This window comes from Stenotrophomonas maltophilia (assembly GCF_002799155.1).
Lineage (GTDB): Bacteria > Pseudomonadota > Gammaproteobacteria > Xanthomonadales > Xanthomonadaceae > Stenotrophomonas > Stenotrophomonas maltophilia_R.
Map to the genome: position 1 here is coordinate 1,109,452 of NZ_NERD01000002.1, position 16,967 is coordinate 1,126,418.

At 65.8% G+C, this 16,967-nt stretch carries 19 protein-coding genes and 1 tRNA gene; 13 read left to right on the forward strand and 7 right to left on the reverse strand.

The genetic code is table 11. The features are described from left to right. Positions 1-51: 51 nt before the first annotated feature. Entirely contained in the window at positions 52-255 is a 204-nt protein-coding gene (locus B9Y82_RS05710) for a hypothetical protein (RefSeq protein ID WP_100471883.1), read from the forward strand. Positions 256-614: 359 nt separating this feature from the next. Continuing rightward, complete coding sequence (locus B9Y82_RS05715; RefSeq protein WP_100471884.1) at positions 615-851, forward strand: hypothetical protein; 237 nt, start codon at positions 615-617, stop codon at positions 849-851. Positions 852-860: 9 nt separating this feature from the next. Here B9Y82_RS05715 and B9Y82_RS05720 read toward each other — a convergent pair whose 3' ends face one another. Together B9Y82_RS05720 and B9Y82_RS05725 are read right to left on the reverse strand one after the other, a co-directional pair. Next, on the reverse strand, positions 861-1,904 hold the full coding sequence (locus B9Y82_RS05720; protein ID WP_100471885.1) for a 4Fe-4S dicluster domain-containing protein: 1,044 nt from the start codon (positions 1,902-1,904) through the stop codon (positions 861-863). A gap of 2 nt (positions 1,905-1,906) precedes the next feature. Beyond that, on the reverse strand, positions 1,907-2,191 hold the full coding sequence (locus B9Y82_RS05725; protein ID WP_100471886.1) for a hypothetical protein: 285 nt from the start codon (positions 2,189-2,191) through the stop codon (positions 1,907-1,909). A 179-nt stretch (positions 2,192-2,370) separates the two neighbouring features. Between B9Y82_RS05725 and B9Y82_RS05730 the strand changes: the two genes are divergently transcribed. From B9Y82_RS05730 to B9Y82_RS05740, 3 genes are all read left to right on the forward strand, one after another. Beyond that, positions 2,371-2,811 (forward strand): group III truncated hemoglobin, encoded by a 441-nt coding sequence (locus B9Y82_RS05730; RefSeq protein WP_100471887.1) that lies wholly within the window; start codon positions 2,371-2,373, stop codon positions 2,809-2,811. Positions 2,812-2,855: 44 nt separating this feature from the next. Next, complete coding sequence (gene hemN / locus B9Y82_RS05735; RefSeq protein ID WP_100475180.1) at positions 2,856-4,265, forward strand: oxygen-independent coproporphyrinogen III oxidase; 1,410 nt, start codon at positions 2,856-2,858, stop codon at positions 4,263-4,265. Between the two features lie 214 nt (positions 4,266-4,479). Next, positions 4,480-4,950 carry a GNAT family N-acetyltransferase gene (locus B9Y82_RS05740; RefSeq protein WP_100471888.1) on the forward strand — a complete coding sequence of 157 codons (471 nt, stop codon included), beginning with the start codon at positions 4,480-4,482 and terminating at the stop codon, positions 4,948-4,950. Between the two features lie 514 nt (positions 4,951-5,464). On the opposite strand, the gene B9Y82_RS05745 is transcribed toward B9Y82_RS05740, so the two are convergent. After that, positions 5,465-5,551, reverse strand: a tRNA-Leu gene (locus tag B9Y82_RS05745). A gap of 131 nt (positions 5,552-5,682) precedes the next feature. Here B9Y82_RS05745 and B9Y82_RS05750 point away from each other — a divergent pair. From B9Y82_RS05750 to B9Y82_RS05765, 4 genes are all read left to right on the forward strand, one after another. After that, the gene (locus tag B9Y82_RS05750) at positions 5,683-6,117 is read left to right on the forward strand and encodes a BLUF domain-containing protein (RefSeq protein WP_100471889.1); all 435 of its coding nucleotides are present in this window, start codon (positions 5,683-5,685) and stop codon (positions 6,115-6,117) included. Between the two features lie 143 nt (positions 6,118-6,260). Beyond that, positions 6,261-7,547: a nucleotide sugar dehydrogenase gene (locus tag B9Y82_RS05755; RefSeq protein ID WP_100475181.1), complete on the forward strand. Its 1,287-nt coding sequence runs from the start codon at positions 6,261-6,263 to the stop codon at positions 7,545-7,547. 55 nt (positions 7,548-7,602) lie between these two features. Continuing rightward, positions 7,603-9,225, forward strand: a complete 1,623-nt coding sequence (locus tag B9Y82_RS05760; protein ID WP_100471890.1) for an FMN-binding glutamate synthase family protein — start codon at positions 7,603-7,605, stop codon at positions 9,223-9,225. Positions 9,226-9,248: 23 nt separating this feature from the next. Then, entirely contained in the window at positions 9,249-9,710 is a 462-nt protein-coding gene (locus B9Y82_RS05765) for a GNAT family N-acetyltransferase (RefSeq protein WP_100471891.1), read from the forward strand. 78 nt (positions 9,711-9,788) lie between these two features. Here B9Y82_RS05765 and B9Y82_RS05770 read toward each other — a convergent pair whose 3' ends face one another. Beyond that, the gene (locus B9Y82_RS05770; protein ID WP_100471892.1) at positions 9,789-11,036 is read right to left on the reverse strand and encodes a TIGR03862 family flavoprotein; all 1,248 of its coding nucleotides are present in this window, start codon (positions 11,034-11,036) and stop codon (positions 9,789-9,791) included. Further along, positions 11,023-11,457 carry an FKBP-type peptidyl-prolyl cis-trans isomerase gene (locus tag B9Y82_RS05775; RefSeq protein WP_100471893.1) on the reverse strand — a complete coding sequence of 145 codons (435 nt, stop codon included), beginning with the start codon at positions 11,455-11,457 and terminating at the stop codon, positions 11,023-11,025. Before B9Y82_RS05775 ends, B9Y82_RS05770 begins: the two co-directional genes overlap by 14 nt. A gap of 70 nt (positions 11,458-11,527) precedes the next feature. Here B9Y82_RS05775 and B9Y82_RS05780 point away from each other — a divergent pair, with 70 nt between their 5' ends. From B9Y82_RS05780 to B9Y82_RS05795, 4 genes are all read left to right on the forward strand, one after another. Further along, on the forward strand, positions 11,528-11,893 hold the full coding sequence (locus tag B9Y82_RS05780; RefSeq protein WP_100471894.1) for a DUF6164 family protein: 366 nt from the start codon (positions 11,528-11,530) through the stop codon (positions 11,891-11,893). 348 nt (positions 11,894-12,241) lie between these two features. Beyond that, entirely contained in the window at positions 12,242-13,009 is a 768-nt protein-coding gene (locus B9Y82_RS05785) for a sulfurtransferase (RefSeq protein ID WP_100471895.1), read from the forward strand. A gap of 152 nt (positions 13,010-13,161) precedes the next feature. After that, entirely contained in the window at positions 13,162-14,157 is a 996-nt protein-coding gene (locus B9Y82_RS05790) for an LLM class flavin-dependent oxidoreductase (RefSeq protein ID WP_100471896.1), read from the forward strand. A gap of 68 nt (positions 14,158-14,225) precedes the next feature. After that, positions 14,226-14,723: a pyridoxamine 5'-phosphate oxidase family protein gene (locus B9Y82_RS05795; RefSeq protein WP_100471897.1), complete on the forward strand. Its 498-nt coding sequence runs from the start codon at positions 14,226-14,228 to the stop codon at positions 14,721-14,723. 88 nt (positions 14,724-14,811) lie between these two features. On the opposite strand, the gene B9Y82_RS05800 is transcribed toward B9Y82_RS05795, so the two are convergent. After that, positions 14,812-15,471, reverse strand: a complete 660-nt coding sequence (locus B9Y82_RS05800; RefSeq protein WP_100471898.1) for an exopolysaccharide biosynthesis protein — start codon at positions 15,469-15,471, stop codon at positions 14,812-14,814. Continuing rightward, positions 15,455-16,759, reverse strand: a complete 1,305-nt coding sequence (locus tag B9Y82_RS05805; protein WP_100471899.1) for a hemolysin family protein — start codon at positions 16,757-16,759, stop codon at positions 15,455-15,457. Before B9Y82_RS05805 ends, B9Y82_RS05800 begins: the two co-directional genes overlap by 17 nt. Positions 16,760-16,967: the final 208 nt, after the last annotated feature.

Sequence of the window (16,967 nt, forward strand, 5' to 3'; positions counted from 1 at the left end):
CGCAAAGTTCCCTTGTTCCAAGAATAAGTCTGGTTAACAGAAGGACCGACCGTGACCGAATTCTGGAGCAAGGGGCAGGTGCGCACCCGACTGGGTTTCCGGACCGATGCCGAACTGGCGCGCTTCTTTGGCATAAGCCGATCTGCTGTGTCGCAATGGCCCAAGGATTTCCCAATTCCTGCGCTGCGCCAATACATCCTCCATCAACGCTACCCCCATCTGTTCCCGGCGACTGAGGCCAAAGAGGCAGAATAGGCCTGAGCTACGCCGCATTTTGTCGCATATAGCACTCTAAGCGTGGTTTGCTAAGTATGCTTAGCAATATAGGAAACTTCGATGGAACGGGGCTTGGCCATCGGTAGTGCCTACTAGAACAGGGGGTGGGGGGATCGGGTAGTGTGTCGGGTCCGCCCCATCCGGCGACCCCGTCTCCCCGTATGTGGTTTTGTGAACGATTAATAATTTCGATCACGAAAGTCGCTGCATGTAATTGACCTGTCGTGAAATCTGTGACTAATTGGCATCAACCGGGCGTGAAGCCCGGGAGTCTTTCAGTAGCTCGCAAGTGAGTCGGTAGACCGTCAACGATGCAGGACAAGTCCAACGGAGGTCGTATGGAATACGGCATGCATGGCTTGGCTGAACGGGTACGCCGCGAACTGGAAGCCAGTTATCACAGACACGGATGCGGTCCGGCGTTCTGGGATACCTACCAGCAGGTGCTGGACCGCCTGGTCCCGCAGGGGACCGAGCGTACCGAGGTCACCAATGAAATGGCGCTGATCATCGAGCAGCTCGGCATTGTCCGACGTGCGCAGCTGGTACCGCCGCACGCCAACGGGCCGCGTTGATCCGTTGATTCAAAGCAGGCGCCAGGCGCCACAGGCCAACAGCGCTAGCAGCATCGAAAGCAGTGCCAGGGTCCGCGGTCGCCACCATTGCCGCGGTTGCCCGGCCATGGCCTGCGGACTGCTGTAGCGCACCAGCCCCGAGCCGAAACCGGCCTGGTGCTGCTGCCGCGCGCAGGCGTCCAGACAGGCGCCGCAGGCGAGGCAATCGGCCTGCGGTCCCTGGCGGATGTCCAGCTGCATCGGGCAGGCGCTGACACAGGCGGCGCAATCGGTGCAGTCGCCCAGGCGGTCGGCGCTGAAGGTGGGCATCGGTCCGGCCAGCAGCGGATGCGCCGCACGGAATACGTAGTCCTGCGCGGTGGTCGGGTCGAGCAGGCCGCGGCCGCGGCCGAGCACGCCACCCAGGCCCGACGGGCGCATGCCGCGCGGTTCGCCGCGGCGCGCGTCGTACAACATGCGGGGCGTGTGCGGATCGGTCAGCAGCGGCTGCATGCGTGCGAACGGGCACAGCGAACGGCACACCTGTTCGCGCAGCAAGCCGGCATTGGCCCAGGTCGCTATGGCATAGAACACTACCCAGAATGTTTCCCAGCCACTCCAGCCGGCGTTCGGCGCTGCGTCCACCAGTTCTCTGATCGGGCTGAACAGGCCGACGAAGGTGATGCCGGTCCACAGCGACAGCAACCCCCAGGCCACTTGAGTGGCAGGGCGCACAGCTGGCACTGGCAAGAGCCGGGCCATGCCGTGCGCGATCCAGTCGAAGGCGCGCCGCCACAGCGTCTGCGGGCAGGCGTGGCCGCACCAGACGCGGCCGGCGAGGTGCGTGAGCAACGCAAGGCCAACGGCCAGCACCGCCAGCAGGCCGATCAGTACACCGACGTCGCCGGGCCACAGCGTCCAGCCGAACAGGTCGAAGCGTCGTGCGTTGATGTCCAGCAGCAGGGCCTGCTGCCCGTTCCAGCGCAGCCATGGCAACGCATAGAACAGCGCCAGCAGGAGCACGTTCAGCGCGCCGCGCCAACGCCAGGAGCGTGGAATTCCAGTGCGGGGCATGCTCATCCCAGAGGCAGCTCGTCGTCGTCACCGGGTATCGGGCGCTGCAGGTACCAGGTGACCGCGCTGGACAGGGCTGTCACCGACCAGAACATGAAAAAGCCTGCCGTATAGCCCAGTTCACGACTGATCGGCGTACCCGGGAAACTGATCGCCTGCAGTCGCAGCGGGTCGACGAAGGCGAAGAACACCACGCTGGCCAGGCCCGCGGCAATGAAGCTGGGCCAGAGGATGGCGCCCCAGTGCTGGATCAGCTGCTGGCGGCGGCTGGGAGAGGGTCTGTTCATGCTGTCCCGGATCGGAATGAGGGCGGCGCGTATACTCCGCCGAGGCCGGCGCAGCATCCGCAGGGCATGCTTCCTGCAAGCGTGCCAGCCTAGGTGCAGCGGACCGCGCCGACATTGATCTGGATCAACGGCGGTGCGGCCCGGCTGGGACACACTGCCGGCACGCTTTGGGTACCCCGATGAACGCAACACCTCCGCCTGCTCTTCCCGTCGCCTCGCCCGAGTTGTGCACCGAGCAGGAAGTGACCCGCCTGGTCCACGACTTCTACGCGCGCGTGCGCGAAGAAGAGCGGTTGGGGCCGGTGTTCGAGGCGCACGTCCACGACTGGACGGAGCACCTGGCACAGCTGGTCGACTTCTGGTCGGCGATGCTGCGCGGCACCCGCCGCTTCAAGGGTTCGCCCATGTCCAAGCACATGGCCATCGAACTGGACAAGGACCTGTTCGACCGTTGGCTGGTGCTGTTCCGGATCACCACCGCCGAGTGCGGCAACCCGCCCATGCAGGAGCTGGCCAACGACGTGGCTGCGCGCATCGGTGACACGTTCTGGAAGCGCTACCAGATGCTGCGCTGGCCGCAGGTCGGCCTGCCGGTGCTGGGAATTCCCACCCGGGATTGATCTGGGTCAAGGCGGTCACGGCCGCCCGGCGCGATGCTGGCGGCATGGACACGTTCTCTCCCGCCGCCGGTGGCCTGGCCTGGAACTTCGACCCCGACCTGCTGCGCCGGCATGACCGGCCGGGGCCGCGCTACACCTCGTATCCGACCGCGCCACATTTCCATGATGGCTTCGACGCGCCGGCACTGCGCCAGGCGATCGCCGACAGCAACCAGCTGGCCCGGGCGCTGTCGCTTTACGTGCACGTGCCGTTCTGTTCCAGTCCCTGCTTCTATTGCGGCTGCAACCGGGTCATCACCCGTGATCGTGGCCGTGGCCACAGCTACGTCTCGCGCGTGCTGGCCGAGGCCGACCTGCTGGCGCCGCAGTTCGAGGATGGCCGCGAAGTCATCCAGCTGCATCTGGGCGGCGGCACGCCAAATTTCCTCGATGCCGAGGCGATGACCACGCTGGTGGAGGGGCTGCGCCGCCGCTTCGATTTCAGCGATTCGCCACAGCGCGACTTCTCGATCGAACTCGACCCGCGCTTCATCGATACCCGCGACGTCGCCATGCTGGCGCGGCTGGGCTTCAACCGGGCCAGCCTGGGCGTGCAGGATTTCGATCCGCAGGTGCAGGAATCGATCAACCGCATACAGGGCGTGCAGCAGACGCTGGATGTCCTGCGCGCGTGCCGCGACAGCGGCATGCGTTCGGTTAACGTCGACCTGATCTATGGGTTGCCTGGGCAGAGCCTGGAAGGCTTCGGTCGCACCCTCGAACGAGTGCTGGCGCTGCGCCCGGATCGCCTGGCGGTCTACGGCTACGCGCACCTTCCGCACCTGTTCCGCGCGCAGAAGCAGATCGACGAAAGCCGGCTGCCCTCACCGGAAGAAAAGCTGGCGCTGCTGGGGCTGGCGGTGGAGCGGCTCTCTGCCGCAGGTTACCAGTACATCGGCATGGATCATTTCGCGTTGCCGGAAGAGGACCTGTCGCGTGCGCAGCGTGCGGGGCAGCTGCATCGCAACTTCATGGGCTACACCACCCACGCCGATACCGATCTGCTCGGCCTGGGCGTGAGTGCGATCAGCCACATCGGTGCCACCTACAGCCAGAATCCGCGCGACCTGCCATCGTGGGAAGACGCGGTGGACCAGGGCCAGCTGCCCGTCTGGCGCGGCGTGGCACTGAGCGCCGACGACCAGCTGCGTGCGGAACTGATCCAGCAGCTGATGTGCCAGGGCGAGGTGGATGGCACCGTGCTGGGCCAGCGCCATGGCATTGATTTCGAGCAGTACTTCGCCGAAGACCTGCACTCGGTGCAGCAGCTGCAGGAAGATGGGCTGGCCGAATACCGCGATGGTGTAGTGCGCGCCAGCGAGCCTGGGCGGCCGCTGCTGCGTCTGCTGGCGATGTGCTTCGATCCGTACCTGCGCGCCGCCCACGAGCAGCCGCGTTACTCGCGTGCGATCTGACGCTTCAGCATTTCTTGCCGAAGCCGCGCTCCCGATGCCGGGCCGCCACGCCACCGCTGGCGGTGGAGCGTTCGCGGGATATGGGGTCGCGTTTGCGCCTGATTGCTGTGGCCGTCTGTGTCATTCACCCGGGCCCCCAGGCCGGCTCATGCGCGGAAACAGATAAGATTGGGGCTGAATCCTTAAAGCGTAGATGGACGGTATGAAGCAATCAATGCAGTTCATCCCACTCAATCGAAGCAACGTTGATGAGTTGTCCGAACTTGCGGTTCGAGAATCCGAGCAGCACTTGATCTGCTCGAACCCCGAGTGGCTTGCGCAAGCGGCCTTCGTTGCGGAATCCCTGACGTTCGGCATCTTCAAGGAAGGTCGACCCGTTGGAGTTATCTCCTTCATCGATCCTCGCCTGGTGGATGAGGATGACGAGGACCATGATCACTATCAGGAGAATTGCCTGTACGTGTGGAGGGTGATGGTCGACAAGAGTTCCCGGGGCGCCAACGTTGGCGTTCAGGCGATCGAGTTCGCCTTGGGTTACGCCAGGCTTGTGGGATTGCAGGGTGTCTCCCTGACAACGATGGATCGAGAAGCCGGCAATGCGCTTCCCTTCTACGAGCGGCTCGGGTTTTCGGCTACGGGCCGTCGATTGGACGACGAGGCGGAACTTGTCTTCCGATTCGGTTGAGTGGAGCAAGCTGTCAGGCATTTCGCGTGCGACCGTTCCGACCTTGACCTGCTTCAGCCTTCTCGCCAACCGATGATGTCTGAACTGCTGACTGTCGCAATTCGCCTGTCCAAACGGTGCAGTGATCGTTCACAGGCTGCGATGCGGACCGACGCCCACCGCTCGCCCATTCGCTTGGACGCCTCCCCTTGACCTGGCGGCACATCGCTTTGCGTAGCGACCTAACTGGCGGTTTTCGATCACGCCGCTCAGCTTCGCGCTCACGAGTCCACTTCGCAGCGTTCTGCTGCGCATGCTTGGTGGTGGAGTCGTGACCGCCGGCTGCGTACACCTGTACGCGCCACTTGTTCCCTGATCGTTGGATGCTGGCCGTGGCCGCAGCATATGGGGAGTTCTTGGGAAGACTGGCCGGGCAAGTCCGGGCAAATCGTCGTGATCGCGAAAATCCAGATCACCCCAAGTGTCTGATTCGCGCCGAATCGTGGCGAACACGTTGGCGCCCCAAAACATGCGATGGTGCCCGGAGCCGGAATCGAACCGGCATGGGGTTGCCCCCGGCGGATTTTAAGTCCGATGCGTCTACCAGTTTCGCCATCCGGGCCTGCAGCGCGGCGCCGATTGTAGCCCACCTTCAGAACAGAGGCTGGTTTGCGGCAGGAGAGCGGCGTGCTTAACTGTCGTCCCTGTTCATGTCATAGTCCATGCCATCGTTCCCAGGGGGGGAGCCACCTGATGTCGCTGCATGCGATTGCCTATGCCAGTGAGGCCCGCGCCGATCTGCAGACAACCGATCTTGACCGCCTGCTGGCCGATGCCACGGCTTTCAACCGTGTAGCGGGTGTCACCGGTGTGCTGATGTTCGATGGCAGCCGTTTCCTGCAGTACCTGGAAGGTCCGGAGGATGGCGTCGATTCGGTGTATCAGCGCATCGTCAACGCGCGCAGCCATGGCCAGCTGAGAGTGCTGTGCCACGCGCCAGTGGCGCAGCGGGCGTTTCCGCGTTGGTCGATGGGAACCCGGCGCATCGATGCGGACCTGCTGGCACAGATCGTCGACGCGGCGTGGCCGGGCTTCCTGCTTGGCAGTGGTGGTTTCGAGCGCCTGCTGCAGGCTTGGACCGGCGCTGATGGTGAACTGGAACCGGCCGCGGTCGCGCTGGGCTCCTGACCCCACCTTGGCGGCCGGGCACCCGGGCCGTTAGGCTGTAGCCTTTCTGGTGTGGATTTGCCCGGAGTGGTGCAGCAAATGAGTAGGTTGGCCGAAGCCAAGGCAGCACGCATGCAATTACATCCGTTGCGCAGGACATGCCGGTGAGCGCATCCCTTGCTGCAGCGGAGACCCCTCGCTTCGCGGTGATCGGGCTGGGCTACGTCGGCCTGCCGCTGGCGGTGGCCTTCGGCAGGCACTGGCCGACGCTGGGCTTTGACATCGATGCCGATCGCATCGCCGAGCTGCGTGATGGCCGGGACCACACGCTGGAAGTGGAGGCCGACGAGCTGGCCAGTGCACTGCAGCTGCGGTATGGCAGCGATCCGGCCCTGCTCGATGCGTGCAACGTCTACATCGTCACCGTGCCCACCCCGATTGATGCCTACGAGCAGCCCGACCTGGAGCCGTTGCGTTCGGCCACGCGGCTGATCGCCAGCCACCTGCGCGCGGGTGACCTGGTGATCTACGAATCCACGGTGTACCCCGGGACCACCGAAGAGGTCTGCGTACCGTTGCTGGAAGAAGGCTCGGGCCTGCGCTTCAACGAAGATTTCTACTGTGGCTACAGCCCGGAGCGGGTCAGTCCCGGCGACCGCCAGCGGCGCCTGGCCGACATCCGCAAGATCACCTCGGGGTCGACTACGGAAGTAGCGGCGGTGATCGATGGTCTGTACCAGCGCATCATTGCCGCCGGTACCTTCCCGGCGCCGTCGATGCGAGTGGCCGAAGCGGCCAAGGTGGTCGAGAACATCCAGCGTGACGTCAACATCGCGCTCGTCAATGAGTTGGCGCTGATCTTCGACCGCCTCGGCATCGATACCCAGGATGTGCTGGATGCGGCTGGCAGCAAGTGGAATTTCCTGCCCTTCCGGCCGGGCCTGGTCGGTGGCCACTGTATCGGCGTGGACCCGTACTACCTGCTGCACAAGTCCGAGAGCGTGGGCTACCACCCGGACCTGATCCACACCGCGCGGCAGGTCAACAACCGCGTTGGTGAGCATGTGGCGTCGCGGGTGCTGGCGATGCTCGCCGAACGCGGTCGCGCACCTGCGCAGTCGCGCATCCTGGTACTCGGTGTGACCTTCAAGGAGGATTGCCCGGACCTGCGCAACAGCCGCGCGCTGGAACTGGCGCAGCGCCTGCACGATGCCGGTGCACAGGTCGAGGTCAGTGATCCCTGGGTCGGCCCGGCGGCATTGGCCGATGAGGGCGTGCATTGGCTGGCCGAACCCGTCGCAGGTGCCTATGACGCAGTGGTGCTGGCGGTGGCCCATGCCCGCTTCAAGGCGATGGACGAGGCCGGCATCCGGTCGCTGCTGGCGCCGGGTGGCCTGGTCTACGACGTGAAATCAACCTGGCCACGCAACGTGGTTGACGATCGCCTGTAAACCCGGGCGGCGGGCAGCGCGTTAGACTCGCAGGCAGTTGCAACCAAGGAACGCCATGCACCGGTATATCGTCTACCTGCTCGCCATCCTGATGTTCCCCATCTGCCTGTGGTTGGCCACGATCTGGCCGGCCTGGTACTGGGGCGTCGGCCTGACTGCCGCGATGGTGGCGCTGGGGACCTGGGATCTGCTGCAGAAGCGCAGCACGCTGCGCCGGAACTATCCGGTGATGGCGCACTTCCGCTACGGCCTGGAATCGATCGGCCCGGAGATCCGCCAGTACTTCGTGCAGAGCGACCTGGAGGACGTGCCATTCTCGCGCCAGCAGCGTGCGCTGATCTACCAGCGCGCCAAGAACGAGATGGACACGGTGCCGTTCGGCACCCTGCGCAGCACCTATGCTGTCGATTACGAGTGGATCAACCACTCGCTGGCGCCGACCGCCATCGCCAAGCATGATTTCCGCGTATTGATTGGCGCCAACTGCGCCAAGCCCTATTCGGCCAGTGTGTTCAATATCTCGGCGATGAGCTTCGGTTCACTGTCGGCCAATGCGATCCGCGCCCTGAACGAGGGCGCGCGACGCGGCGGCTTCTATCACGATACCGGCGAAGGTTCGATTTCGCCGTACCACCGTGAGATGGGGGGCGATCTGGTCTGGGAGATCGGATCGGGCTACTTCGGTTGCCGTGACGAGAAGGGCGGTTTCAGTGAAGAGCGCTTCGTCGCCAACGCCACCCATGACCAGGTCAAGATGATCGAGATCAAGCTGTCGCAGGGCGCCAAGCCCGGCCACGGCGGCGTGCTGCCGGCGCCGAAGGTGACCGCGGAAATTTCAGTGACCCGTGGCGTGCCGATGGGCGTGGACTGCGTATCGCCGTCGCGTCATTCGGCATTCTCGACGCCGGTCGAACTGCTGCAGTTCGTGGCCCGGCTGCGCGAGTTGTCCGGTGGCAAGCCGGTCGGTTTCAAGCTGGCCATCGGCCACCCCTGGGAGTGGTTCGGCATTGCCAAGGCGATGCATGAAACCGGCCTGCTGCCGGACTTCATCGTGGTCGACGGTGCCGAGGGCGGCACCGGCGCAGCGCCGGCCGAATTCGTCGATCATGTCGGCGTGCCGATGCACGAAGCGCTGCTGCTGGTGCACAACACCCTGGTTGGCCTGGATCTTCGCGAGCGCATCCGCATCGGAGCCGCCGGCAAGATCACCAGCGCGTTTGATATCGCGCGCACCATCGCGCTCGGTGCCGACTGGTGCAATGCCGGCCGTGGCTTCATGTTCGCGCTGGGCTGCATCCAGTCGTTGAGCTGCCACACCGACAAATGCCCAACCGGCATCGCCACCCAGGATCCGGCGCGCTGGAAGCACCTGGATGCACCGGACAAGGCCACCCGCGTGTACAGCTACCATGAGCACACGCTGCATGCCTTGAAGGAACTGCTGTGTGCCGCCGGCCTGAATGATCCGGCCGAGCTGGGGCCGGAGCACATCCTGCGCCGCGTCTCGCCGGTGGAAATCCGTTCGCTGGCGTCGCTGTACCGCTACCTGGAACCGGGTGAGCTGCTGCACAAGGTGCCGGACCATGCGGTGTTCCACGCATTCTGGGCCGATGCACGCAGCGATTCGTTCCAGCCGCCGCCGAAGATCCAGGCGCTGCGCGCCAGCAAGTCGCGATAACCGTTGTTGTAGAGGGGGAAGTCATGCAGTTCAGGACCGGCACCATCGACGACGTGGCCACGCTGTGGGCCCTGCGCACGCGCTGCGTGCGCGAGACCTGTAGCAGCCACTATCCGGCGGAGGTCATCGCACCGTGGTCGGCCTCGCCGCCGCCGTCGCAGTACGCACGGCTGCTGGGGCAGGGCGGTTGCGTGGTGGCCGAGGACGATCAGGGACGCCTGCTCGGTTTCGGCGTGTTCGATGCCAACGCCAATGAAGTCGATGCGCTGTTCGTCGATCCGGATCGTGGCGGCAAGGGGATCGGCCAGGCGCTGATGCAGCGATTGCTGGCGATGGCCGATCGCGAGCGTGAGGTGGTGCTGTCGGCCTCGCTCAATGCCGTGCCGTTCTATCAACGGCAAGGCTTTGTCAGTGTGCGCGAGGAAGCCTATGCGCATCCCAGCGGTGTGGCATTGGCCTCGGTGAGCATGCGCAGGCCGTGGTGAGCATCCGGCATTTGTAGCGCCGAGCCTGCTCGGCTGCTTCTGGAGAGTCGAGCAAGGCTCGACTCTATAACGCAGGCGTCACTGCTCCGCCAACCACCCGATCACGCCCTCGGCAGCACGCAGGCCGCTGGCGTAGCACGCCGTCAGCAGGTAGCCACCCGTGGGTGCCTCCCAGTCCAGCATCTCGCCGGCACAGAACACGCCAGGCACTGCCCGCAGCATCAGGCGGTCATCCACTGCATCCAGGCGCACGCCGCCGGCGGTGCTGATCACCTCGGCCATCGGCCGTGGCCGTTGCAGGCGCAATGGCAGGCGCTTGAGCGTGGCGGCCACCGCAGGCAGGTCGTGGCCGGCTTCCTTGCCGAGAATCTCGAACACCAGCGCGGCCTTCACCGCATCCAGGCCGGCCTGGCGGCGCAGGTGTTCGCCGAAGCTGCGACCCTTGCGCGGGCGCGACAGATCGGCCAGCAGGCGTGCTTCATCGCGTCCCGGCACCAGGTCCAGCCACAGCATGGCGTGGCCATCACGGTTGATGGCCTCGCGCAGGTCTGCGGCCAACGCGTAGATCAGGCTGCCTTCGATGCCGTACTCGCTGGCCACGCATTCGCCTTGCAGCGCCTGCGGTTGTCCAGCCAGGTCGAGCCAGTGTGCGACCACCGGCTTCAACGGCGCGCCTGCATTGCGTTGGGCGAAGAACGGCGTCCAGTCGATGTCGAAGCCGCAGTTGGCCGACTGCAGCGGTGCGATGTCCACGCCTCGTGCCTGCAAGGGGGCGATCCAGGCGCCGTCGCTGCCCAGCTGCGGCCAGCTGCCGCCACCCATCGCCAACACGGTGGCATCGGCGTGGACTCCGATCTCGCCCGCTTCGGCGGCGAAGCGCAGCGCGCCGTCGTCGCCCCAGCCGATCCAGCGGTGGTTGGCGTGCAGGCGCACACCCTGTTCTTTCAGGCGGCGCACCCAGCCGCGCAGCAGCGGGGCGGCCTTGCGGTCGACCGGGAACACGCGGCCGGAACTGCCGACGTAGGTTTCCACGCCGAAGCTGGCGGCCCAGTCACGCAGCGCCTGCGCGTCGAAGCCATCCAGCCAGTGGCCAACGGCTTCGGCCTGCTCGCGGTAGCGGCTGTCGAACAACGGGCGCGGGTCGGAATGGGTAAGGTTGAGGCCACCCTTGCCGGCGATCAGGAACTTGCGGCCGGGTGAACCCTTGGCCTCGTACAGGTCCACGTCCAGCCCCGCGGCGCGCAGGCGCTCGGCGGCGAACAGGCCGGCCGGGCCACCGCCGATGACGGCGACCCGATGGGGCATTGCGGTATTACGGTTTGACATCGAGCAGCTCGACATCGAACACCAGCGACGAGCCGGCCGGAATCGTGCCGGCCCGGCGGTCGCCGTAGCCGTAGTCCGGCGGGATCATCAGCGTGCGCTTGCCGCCGACCTTCATGCCGGCCACGCCTTCATCCCAGCCGCGGATGACCTGGCCGGCGCCGAGCGCGAAGGTGAACGGTTCGCCACGGCCGACCGAACTGTCGAAGGTCTTGCCATGCTTGGTCTCGGTGCGGTTGTCGTAGATCCAGCCGGTGTAGTGCACGGTGACCTTGCTGCCGGGGACGGCCTCGGCGCCGGTGCCGGGAAGGGTATCGATGCGTTCGAAGGTGGTCAGCGTGCCGCCCGGCGGCGGGCCGGCGGGCTCGCTCGAGCAGCCAACGGCGGCGAGGGACAGCAGCAGGGGGAGCAGCAGGCGGCGCATCGGGCGTCTCCGGTAGGGCGCAGGGCGAGGGCGGCAAGGGTAGCGCATCGGCGCCGGGTATCATGGGTACATGGCAAAACTCCTGCTCAATCTGCGCAATGTCGGCGACGACGAATATGCCGATGTCTGCACGCTGCTCGACCAGCACGGCATCGCCTGGTATCGCACCGAACCCAGCCCCTGGGGCATTTCCAATGGCGGCCTGTGGCTGCGCGAGGATGCTGATCATCCGCGTGCGAAGGCGCTGATGGCCGAGTACCAGGCGGCGCGCGGCATACGCGTGCGGGCCGAGCGCGAGCAGGCGCTGCGCGACGGCACGGCGGAGACGTTCGGCAGCCTGTTCCGGCGGCGGCCGGTGTTCGTGGTGCTGGTACTGCTGGGAATGGCAGTTGCGGCGGCGCTGGTGCTGCTGCCGTTCATGCTGTTGCGGGGGTAGGGGGCTTCTGGCCGGGTTGCACCCGGCACCCGCAGAGGCAACGACAACGGCAAAAGCTGGTTTCCGTGGGATGGCGTGGCGGTGTGGGCAGGCGGGGGACGGCAAAAACTGCTCCTGCGTGCCTCGTAGAGCGCCTTGCTCGTGTGCGCTGTCCTGCGCATACGGCAAGACCGGGGTTGGGCGTCCTGCCCAACCCGCCCGGCGCATGCCCCGGGCCCATGGCGCTCTGCGCCCCCGCCTGCCCACACCGCCACGCCTCTGACAGGTTCATGAGCTCTGTAGATCCACGCCATGCGTGGATGAACGGGCAAGTCTGCTCCTGGGGTGGTCTGGCGCTAAAATAGCGGGATGATCGCCAATACCGCTGCCTACCATTTCGCCGTCATCGACGCCCCCCAGGCCCTGTGCGACCAGTTGCTGGCGCGCGCCGAGGCGGCGGAGCTGCGCGGCACGATCCTGGTGGCCGGCGAGGGGCTGAACCTGTTCCTGGCCGGTGCGCCGGAGGCGGTCGAGGGCTTCTACGCCGCGTTGCATGCCGATGCGCGTTTTGCTGATATGCGGGTCAAGACCAGCCTGAGCGAGCATCAGCCGTTCGCGCGGCTGAAGGCCAAGGTGAAGGACGAGATCATCAGCTTCCGTCGCGATGACGGCCAGCCGCTGGACTATCCGCGTGCACCGGCGGTCGATCCGGCTACGGTGCAGCGTTGGTTGCGGCAGGGACATGACGACGCTGGCAAGCCGGTGGTGATGCTCGATACCCGCAACCTGCAGGAAGTGGAGTACGGCACCTTCAAGGATGCGCTGGTATTGCCCATCCACAAGTTCACCGACCTGCCCGAGGCGCTGGCGCCGCACCGCGACGCGCTGAAGGACAGCACTGTGGTCAGTTTCTGCACCGGGGGCATCCGCTGCGAAAAGGCAGCGTTGTGGATGGTCAACGATGGCATGGACAACGTGCTGCAGCTCGACGGCGGCATCCTCGGCTACTTCGAGGAAGTGGGGGGCGAGGGCTACGAGGGTCGTTGCTTCGTGTTCGACGAGCGCGTCGCGCTGGATGCCGAACTGAAGCCGATGGTCGACCAGCCGCTGCCGGAGCCGCGCCCCAGCGCGTTCTGACGCGGTCGCGCCGGGCCATGCCTGGCGGAAGTATCGAATCAAGCGCGGCCAGCCCTGAACCCGTCCCACGGGAATCAGCATCCCGCCACCGTCACTGGCCGCCGCGCCTGGCCGACCCCATGCATGGGGGATCCTGTAACGGAAAACCGCTGATGATCCCGTTGTCGATCCTTGACCTGGCCCCGGTCTGCGAGGGCAGTGACACCACCGCCGCGTTCGCCAACATGCTGGAACTGGCGCAGCACGCCGATGCGCTGGGCTACCGCCGGTACTGGCTGGCCGAACACCACAACATGCCCGGCATCGCCAGCGCGGCCACCGCGGTGCTGATCGGCCATGTGGCGGGCGGCACCACGCGCATCCGCGTCGGCGCAGGCGGCATCATGCTGCCCAACCATGCGCCGCTGCAGGTGGCCGAGCAGTTCGGCACGCTGGCCTCGCTGTATCCGGATCGCATCGACCTCGGCCTGGGTCGTGCCCCGGGCACCGACCAGCCGACCGCGCGTGCCCTGCGCCGCTACTTCGACAGCGCCGACCAGTTCCCCCAGGACGTGCGCGAGCTGCTGCACTACTTCGAGCCGGTGCAGCCCGGGCAGGCGGTGCAGGCCGTTCCCGGTGGCGGCCTGCGGGTGCCGACCTGGATCCTCGGTTCGAGCCTGTTCGGCGCGCGCATGGCCGCCTCGATGGGCCTGCCGTATGCGTTCGCCTCGCACTTCGCGCCCGACGTGATGGACGAAGCGCTGGCGGTCTATCGCCGCGAGTTCCGCCCCTCGGCCACGCTGAAGCAGCCCCACGCGATGCTGGCGCTGAACGTCGTTGCCAGCGACAGCGAAGCGGAGTCGCGCCGCCTGTTCACCAGCCAGCAGCAGAGTTTCGTGAACCTGCGCCGTGGTCGACCGGGCAAGATCCCGGCACCGATCGACGATATCGATACTTTCTGGGAACCGCATGAAAAGCTGGGTGTGGAGCGGGCATTGGCCTGCACCGTGCTGGGTGATCCTCAGCAGGTGGCCGACGGTATCGCCGCCTTTGTCGAGCGGCACCAGCCCGACGAGCTGATGCTCACCGCCAACCTGTATGACCACCGCGCGCGACTGCGTTCGTTTGAACTGGCCATGCACGCCTGGCATGCGCGCCACGCGGGCTGAACAATTGCGTCACGGCCCATTGCGGCCAAACCGCGTCTGATGGGGGCTCACACCGATGGAGCCCCCACATGGCTGATACCCGCGCCGAACACATCGCCCAGCTGGCCGAGCTGATCAAGGACGTGGAGGTGGCGATGTTCACCACGACCGGCGTCGATGGACGACTCTACAGCCGGCCGCTGGCTACCCAGCAGGTCACCTTCGATGGTGATCTGTGGTTCGTCATCACTGCCGACAGCCCCAAGGTCGCCGAGATCGCGCTGGATCCCTACGTCAACGTGGCCTATGCCTCGCCTTCGAAAAACACCTATGTGTCAGTGGCAGGGCGTGCGTGCATCGTCGACGACCGCGCGAAGATCGAGGAGCTGTGGTCGCCGGCAATGAAGTTGTTCTTCCCGGGCGGCAAGGACGACCCGAACCTGCGCCTGATCCAGGTGCGCGCCGACTCGGCCGAGTACTGGGATGGCCCGGGCACGCTGCTGGGGACGGCGCTGAGTTTCGTGCTGTCGGCGGTGCAGGACGAGCCCGCGCCGTTGGCTGACAATGGCTTCATCGACCTGCGCTGATCGTTCCATCCACGCATGGCGTGGATCTACTGCATCCCGGTAGATCCACGCCATGCGTGGATGGGGTAACCCCGATGAGTTCCGGTGCTCAGAACCAGCGCTGGAACAGCTCCACCGTGTAGCCCACCAGCTGCCCCGAACTGAAGCCGAAGAACGCGATCGCCGCCAACGCCGCGATCCAGTTGAACAGCATCAGCGCACCGTCGCGTTCCAGCAGCGCCAGCGAGAACAGCAGCAGCTGGAAGCCGAACAGGAAGTTGGTGAAGGGAATCGGCAGCGACAGCAGCGCGCCCAGCAGCACCAGCAGCAGGCCGGTGAAGGCATGCGCCGGCAGCGGTGTCAGCAGCTGCGGCAGGCGCGGCTTCAGCATCTTGTCCAGGCGCCGCAGCGGGCGATCGATGCGGTCCAGGAAACGGTGCATGGTGCTGCGCTTCGGTCCGCGTCGGGCAATGAAGCCAGGCAGCCAGGGCCGGCGAAGGCAGCACAGCATCTGCAGGCCGATCAGGATCACCAGCGGGCCGCTGACCGCGCCACCCATGCCCGGAATAGGAATGAACGAGGGCAGGATCGCCACGAACAGGAACACGCCGAACGCGCCCTGCTGCAGGTTGCACAGGATCTGGCCGAGCGGCATGTGCTCGGCCGGGTCGCCGGAGGCGAACATCTCCAGCAGGGTCCTGATGCCCTCGTTACGGTAGGCCGGGCGCTCCGCACCCGGACCCTGGCCGGCCTCAGGCGGTGAGCTCATCGGCGTGCTCGTCGGAAAGCGTGCGCAGCAGCAGCTTGTCCACCCGCGCACCGTCCAGGTCGACCACCTCGAAGCGCCAGCCGGCCCAATCGAAGTATTCGCCTGCGTGCGGGATGCGGCCGAAGTAATGGATGCACATGCCGGCCAGCGTGTAGTAGTCGCCGTCCTCGGCATCAGGCAGGTCGTTGCTGCCGATCAGCTCGCGCAGGTCCTCGATCGGCAGCGAACCGTCCACCAGCAGTGAGCCGTCTTCGCGGGTCACTACCAGCGCATCCTCGTCGGCGTTCTCCACCGCCTGCAGGCGGCCGACCACGGCGCCCATCAGGTCGCTGATGGTCACCAGGCCCTGGATCTCGCCGTACTCGTCCACCACCAGCGCCATCGACTGCTGCTCCTCGCGGAAGATCTCCAGCAGCTTCATCGCGTGGGTCGATTCAGAGACGTACAGCGGTTCGCGCAGGGTCTGGAACAGCGCGTTGTCACCGCGCGCCATGCGCGTGGCCAGCGATTTCAGTTCAAGCACGCCGACCACGTCCATGTCGTTGTCGCGGTATACGGGATACCGCGAGAACTCGTGCTCGGCCATGATTTCCAGGTTGCGCTCAAGCCCGGCCTGGGTATCGAGCCAGGCGATGCGGTTGCGCGGGGTCATCAGGCTGTCGGCTGTGCGGTCGCCCAGGCGCATGACGCGGTTCATCATGTCGCGCTCGTGGGCGTCGATCACGCCGGCCTCGTGGCTCTCGGCCACCAGCATGCGGATCTCTTCTTCAGTCACCGAGGCCACTTCATCCTTGCCCAGGCCGAACAGGCGCAGCACCAGCTGGGTGGTCCTGGACAGCAGCCAGACGAAGGGCAGGGCCAGCTTGGCCAGCCAGCTCATCGGCATCGCGACCAGGCCGGCAATGGCTTCCGAGCGGGTCAGCGCCAGGCGCTTGGGCACCAGTTCGCCGAAGATCAGCGTGATGAAGGTGATCAGGCTGACCGCCAGCGCGGTACCGATGTTGCCGGCGTAGGCAAAGCCGGGCATCAGGCCCTGGATCCAGCCGGCGAAGGCCTCGCCCAGCGCTTCTCCGCCGAGGTAGCCGGTCAGCACGCCGATCACGGTGATGCCGATCTGCACGGTGGACAGGAAGCTCTCCGGCTTCTCCGACAGCTCCAGTGCCTTGGCGGCGCGCTTGGAGGTGGCGGCCATCTGCTTCAGGCGGCTCTTGCGCGAGGTCATGACCGACATCTCGGACATGGCAAAGAAGCCGTTCAGCAGAACAAGCGCGAAGACAATCAGGATCATTTCAAACACGGGCGTCGTCCCCGGTTGGTGGCAGGGAGGGCGGGTGCTTGCGATGGCGGCAGGCGCTCAGGAGCAGGGTCCGGCGCGGCGCAGGGGGATAAGGGTCGTCGTCCATAAGGTGCGCCCGGAGGCGCGCTGGCATCTTAGCAAAGGGGCGTGGCAGGGTGGCAACCGCCTGTTCAGGTTGGGGGTTCCAAGCCCTCGAAAG

What these genes read in the sequence shown, in the direction of transcription:
- B9Y82_RS05715 (WP_100471884.1), top strand. Translation starts at nt 615, where the DNA reads ATGGAATACGGCATGCATGGCTTGGCTGAACGGGTACGCCGCGAACTG.
- B9Y82_RS05720 (WP_100471885.1), bottom strand. Translation starts at nt 1,904, where the DNA reads ATGCCCCGCACTGGAATTCCACGCTCCTGGCGTTGGCGCGGCGCGCTG.
- B9Y82_RS05725 (WP_100471886.1), bottom strand. Translation starts at nt 2,191, where the DNA reads ATGAACAGACCCTCTCCCAGCCGCCGCCAGCAGCTGATCCAGCACTGG.
- B9Y82_RS05730 (WP_100471887.1), top strand. Translation starts at nt 2,371, where the DNA reads ATGAACGCAACACCTCCGCCTGCTCTTCCCGTCGCCTCGCCCGAGTTG.
- hemN (WP_100475180.1), top strand. Translation starts at nt 2,856, where the DNA reads ATGGACACGTTCTCTCCCGCCGCCGGTGGCCTGGCCTGGAACTTCGAC.
- B9Y82_RS05740 (WP_100471888.1), top strand. Translation starts at nt 4,480, where the DNA reads ATGCAGTTCATCCCACTCAATCGAAGCAACGTTGATGAGTTGTCCGAA.
- B9Y82_RS05750 (WP_100471889.1), top strand. Translation starts at nt 5,683, where the DNA reads ATGTCGCTGCATGCGATTGCCTATGCCAGTGAGGCCCGCGCCGATCTG.
- B9Y82_RS05760 (WP_100471890.1), top strand. Translation starts at nt 7,603, where the DNA reads ATGCACCGGTATATCGTCTACCTGCTCGCCATCCTGATGTTCCCCATC.
- B9Y82_RS05765 (WP_100471891.1), top strand. Translation starts at nt 9,249, where the DNA reads ATGCAGTTCAGGACCGGCACCATCGACGACGTGGCCACGCTGTGGGCC.
- B9Y82_RS05770 (WP_100471892.1), bottom strand. Translation starts at nt 11,036, where the DNA reads ATGTCAAACCGTAATACCGCAATGCCCCATCGGGTCGCCGTCATCGGC.
- B9Y82_RS05775 (WP_100471893.1), bottom strand. Translation starts at nt 11,457, where the DNA reads ATGCGCCGCCTGCTGCTCCCCCTGCTGCTGTCCCTCGCCGCCGTTGGC.
- B9Y82_RS05780 (WP_100471894.1), top strand. Translation starts at nt 11,528, where the DNA reads ATGGCAAAACTCCTGCTCAATCTGCGCAATGTCGGCGACGACGAATAT.
- B9Y82_RS05785 (WP_100471895.1), top strand. Translation starts at nt 12,242, where the DNA reads ATGATCGCCAATACCGCTGCCTACCATTTCGCCGTCATCGACGCCCCC.
- B9Y82_RS05790 (WP_100471896.1), top strand. Translation starts at nt 13,162, where the DNA reads ATGATCCCGTTGTCGATCCTTGACCTGGCCCCGGTCTGCGAGGGCAGT.
- B9Y82_RS05795 (WP_100471897.1), top strand. Translation starts at nt 14,226, where the DNA reads ATGGCTGATACCCGCGCCGAACACATCGCCCAGCTGGCCGAGCTGATC.
- B9Y82_RS05800 (WP_100471898.1), bottom strand. Translation starts at nt 15,471, where the DNA reads ATGAGCTCACCGCCTGAGGCCGGCCAGGGTCCGGGTGCGGAGCGCCCG.
- B9Y82_RS05805 (WP_100471899.1), bottom strand. Translation starts at nt 16,759, where the DNA reads ATGATCCTGATTGTCTTCGCGCTTGTTCTGCTGAACGGCTTCTTTGCC.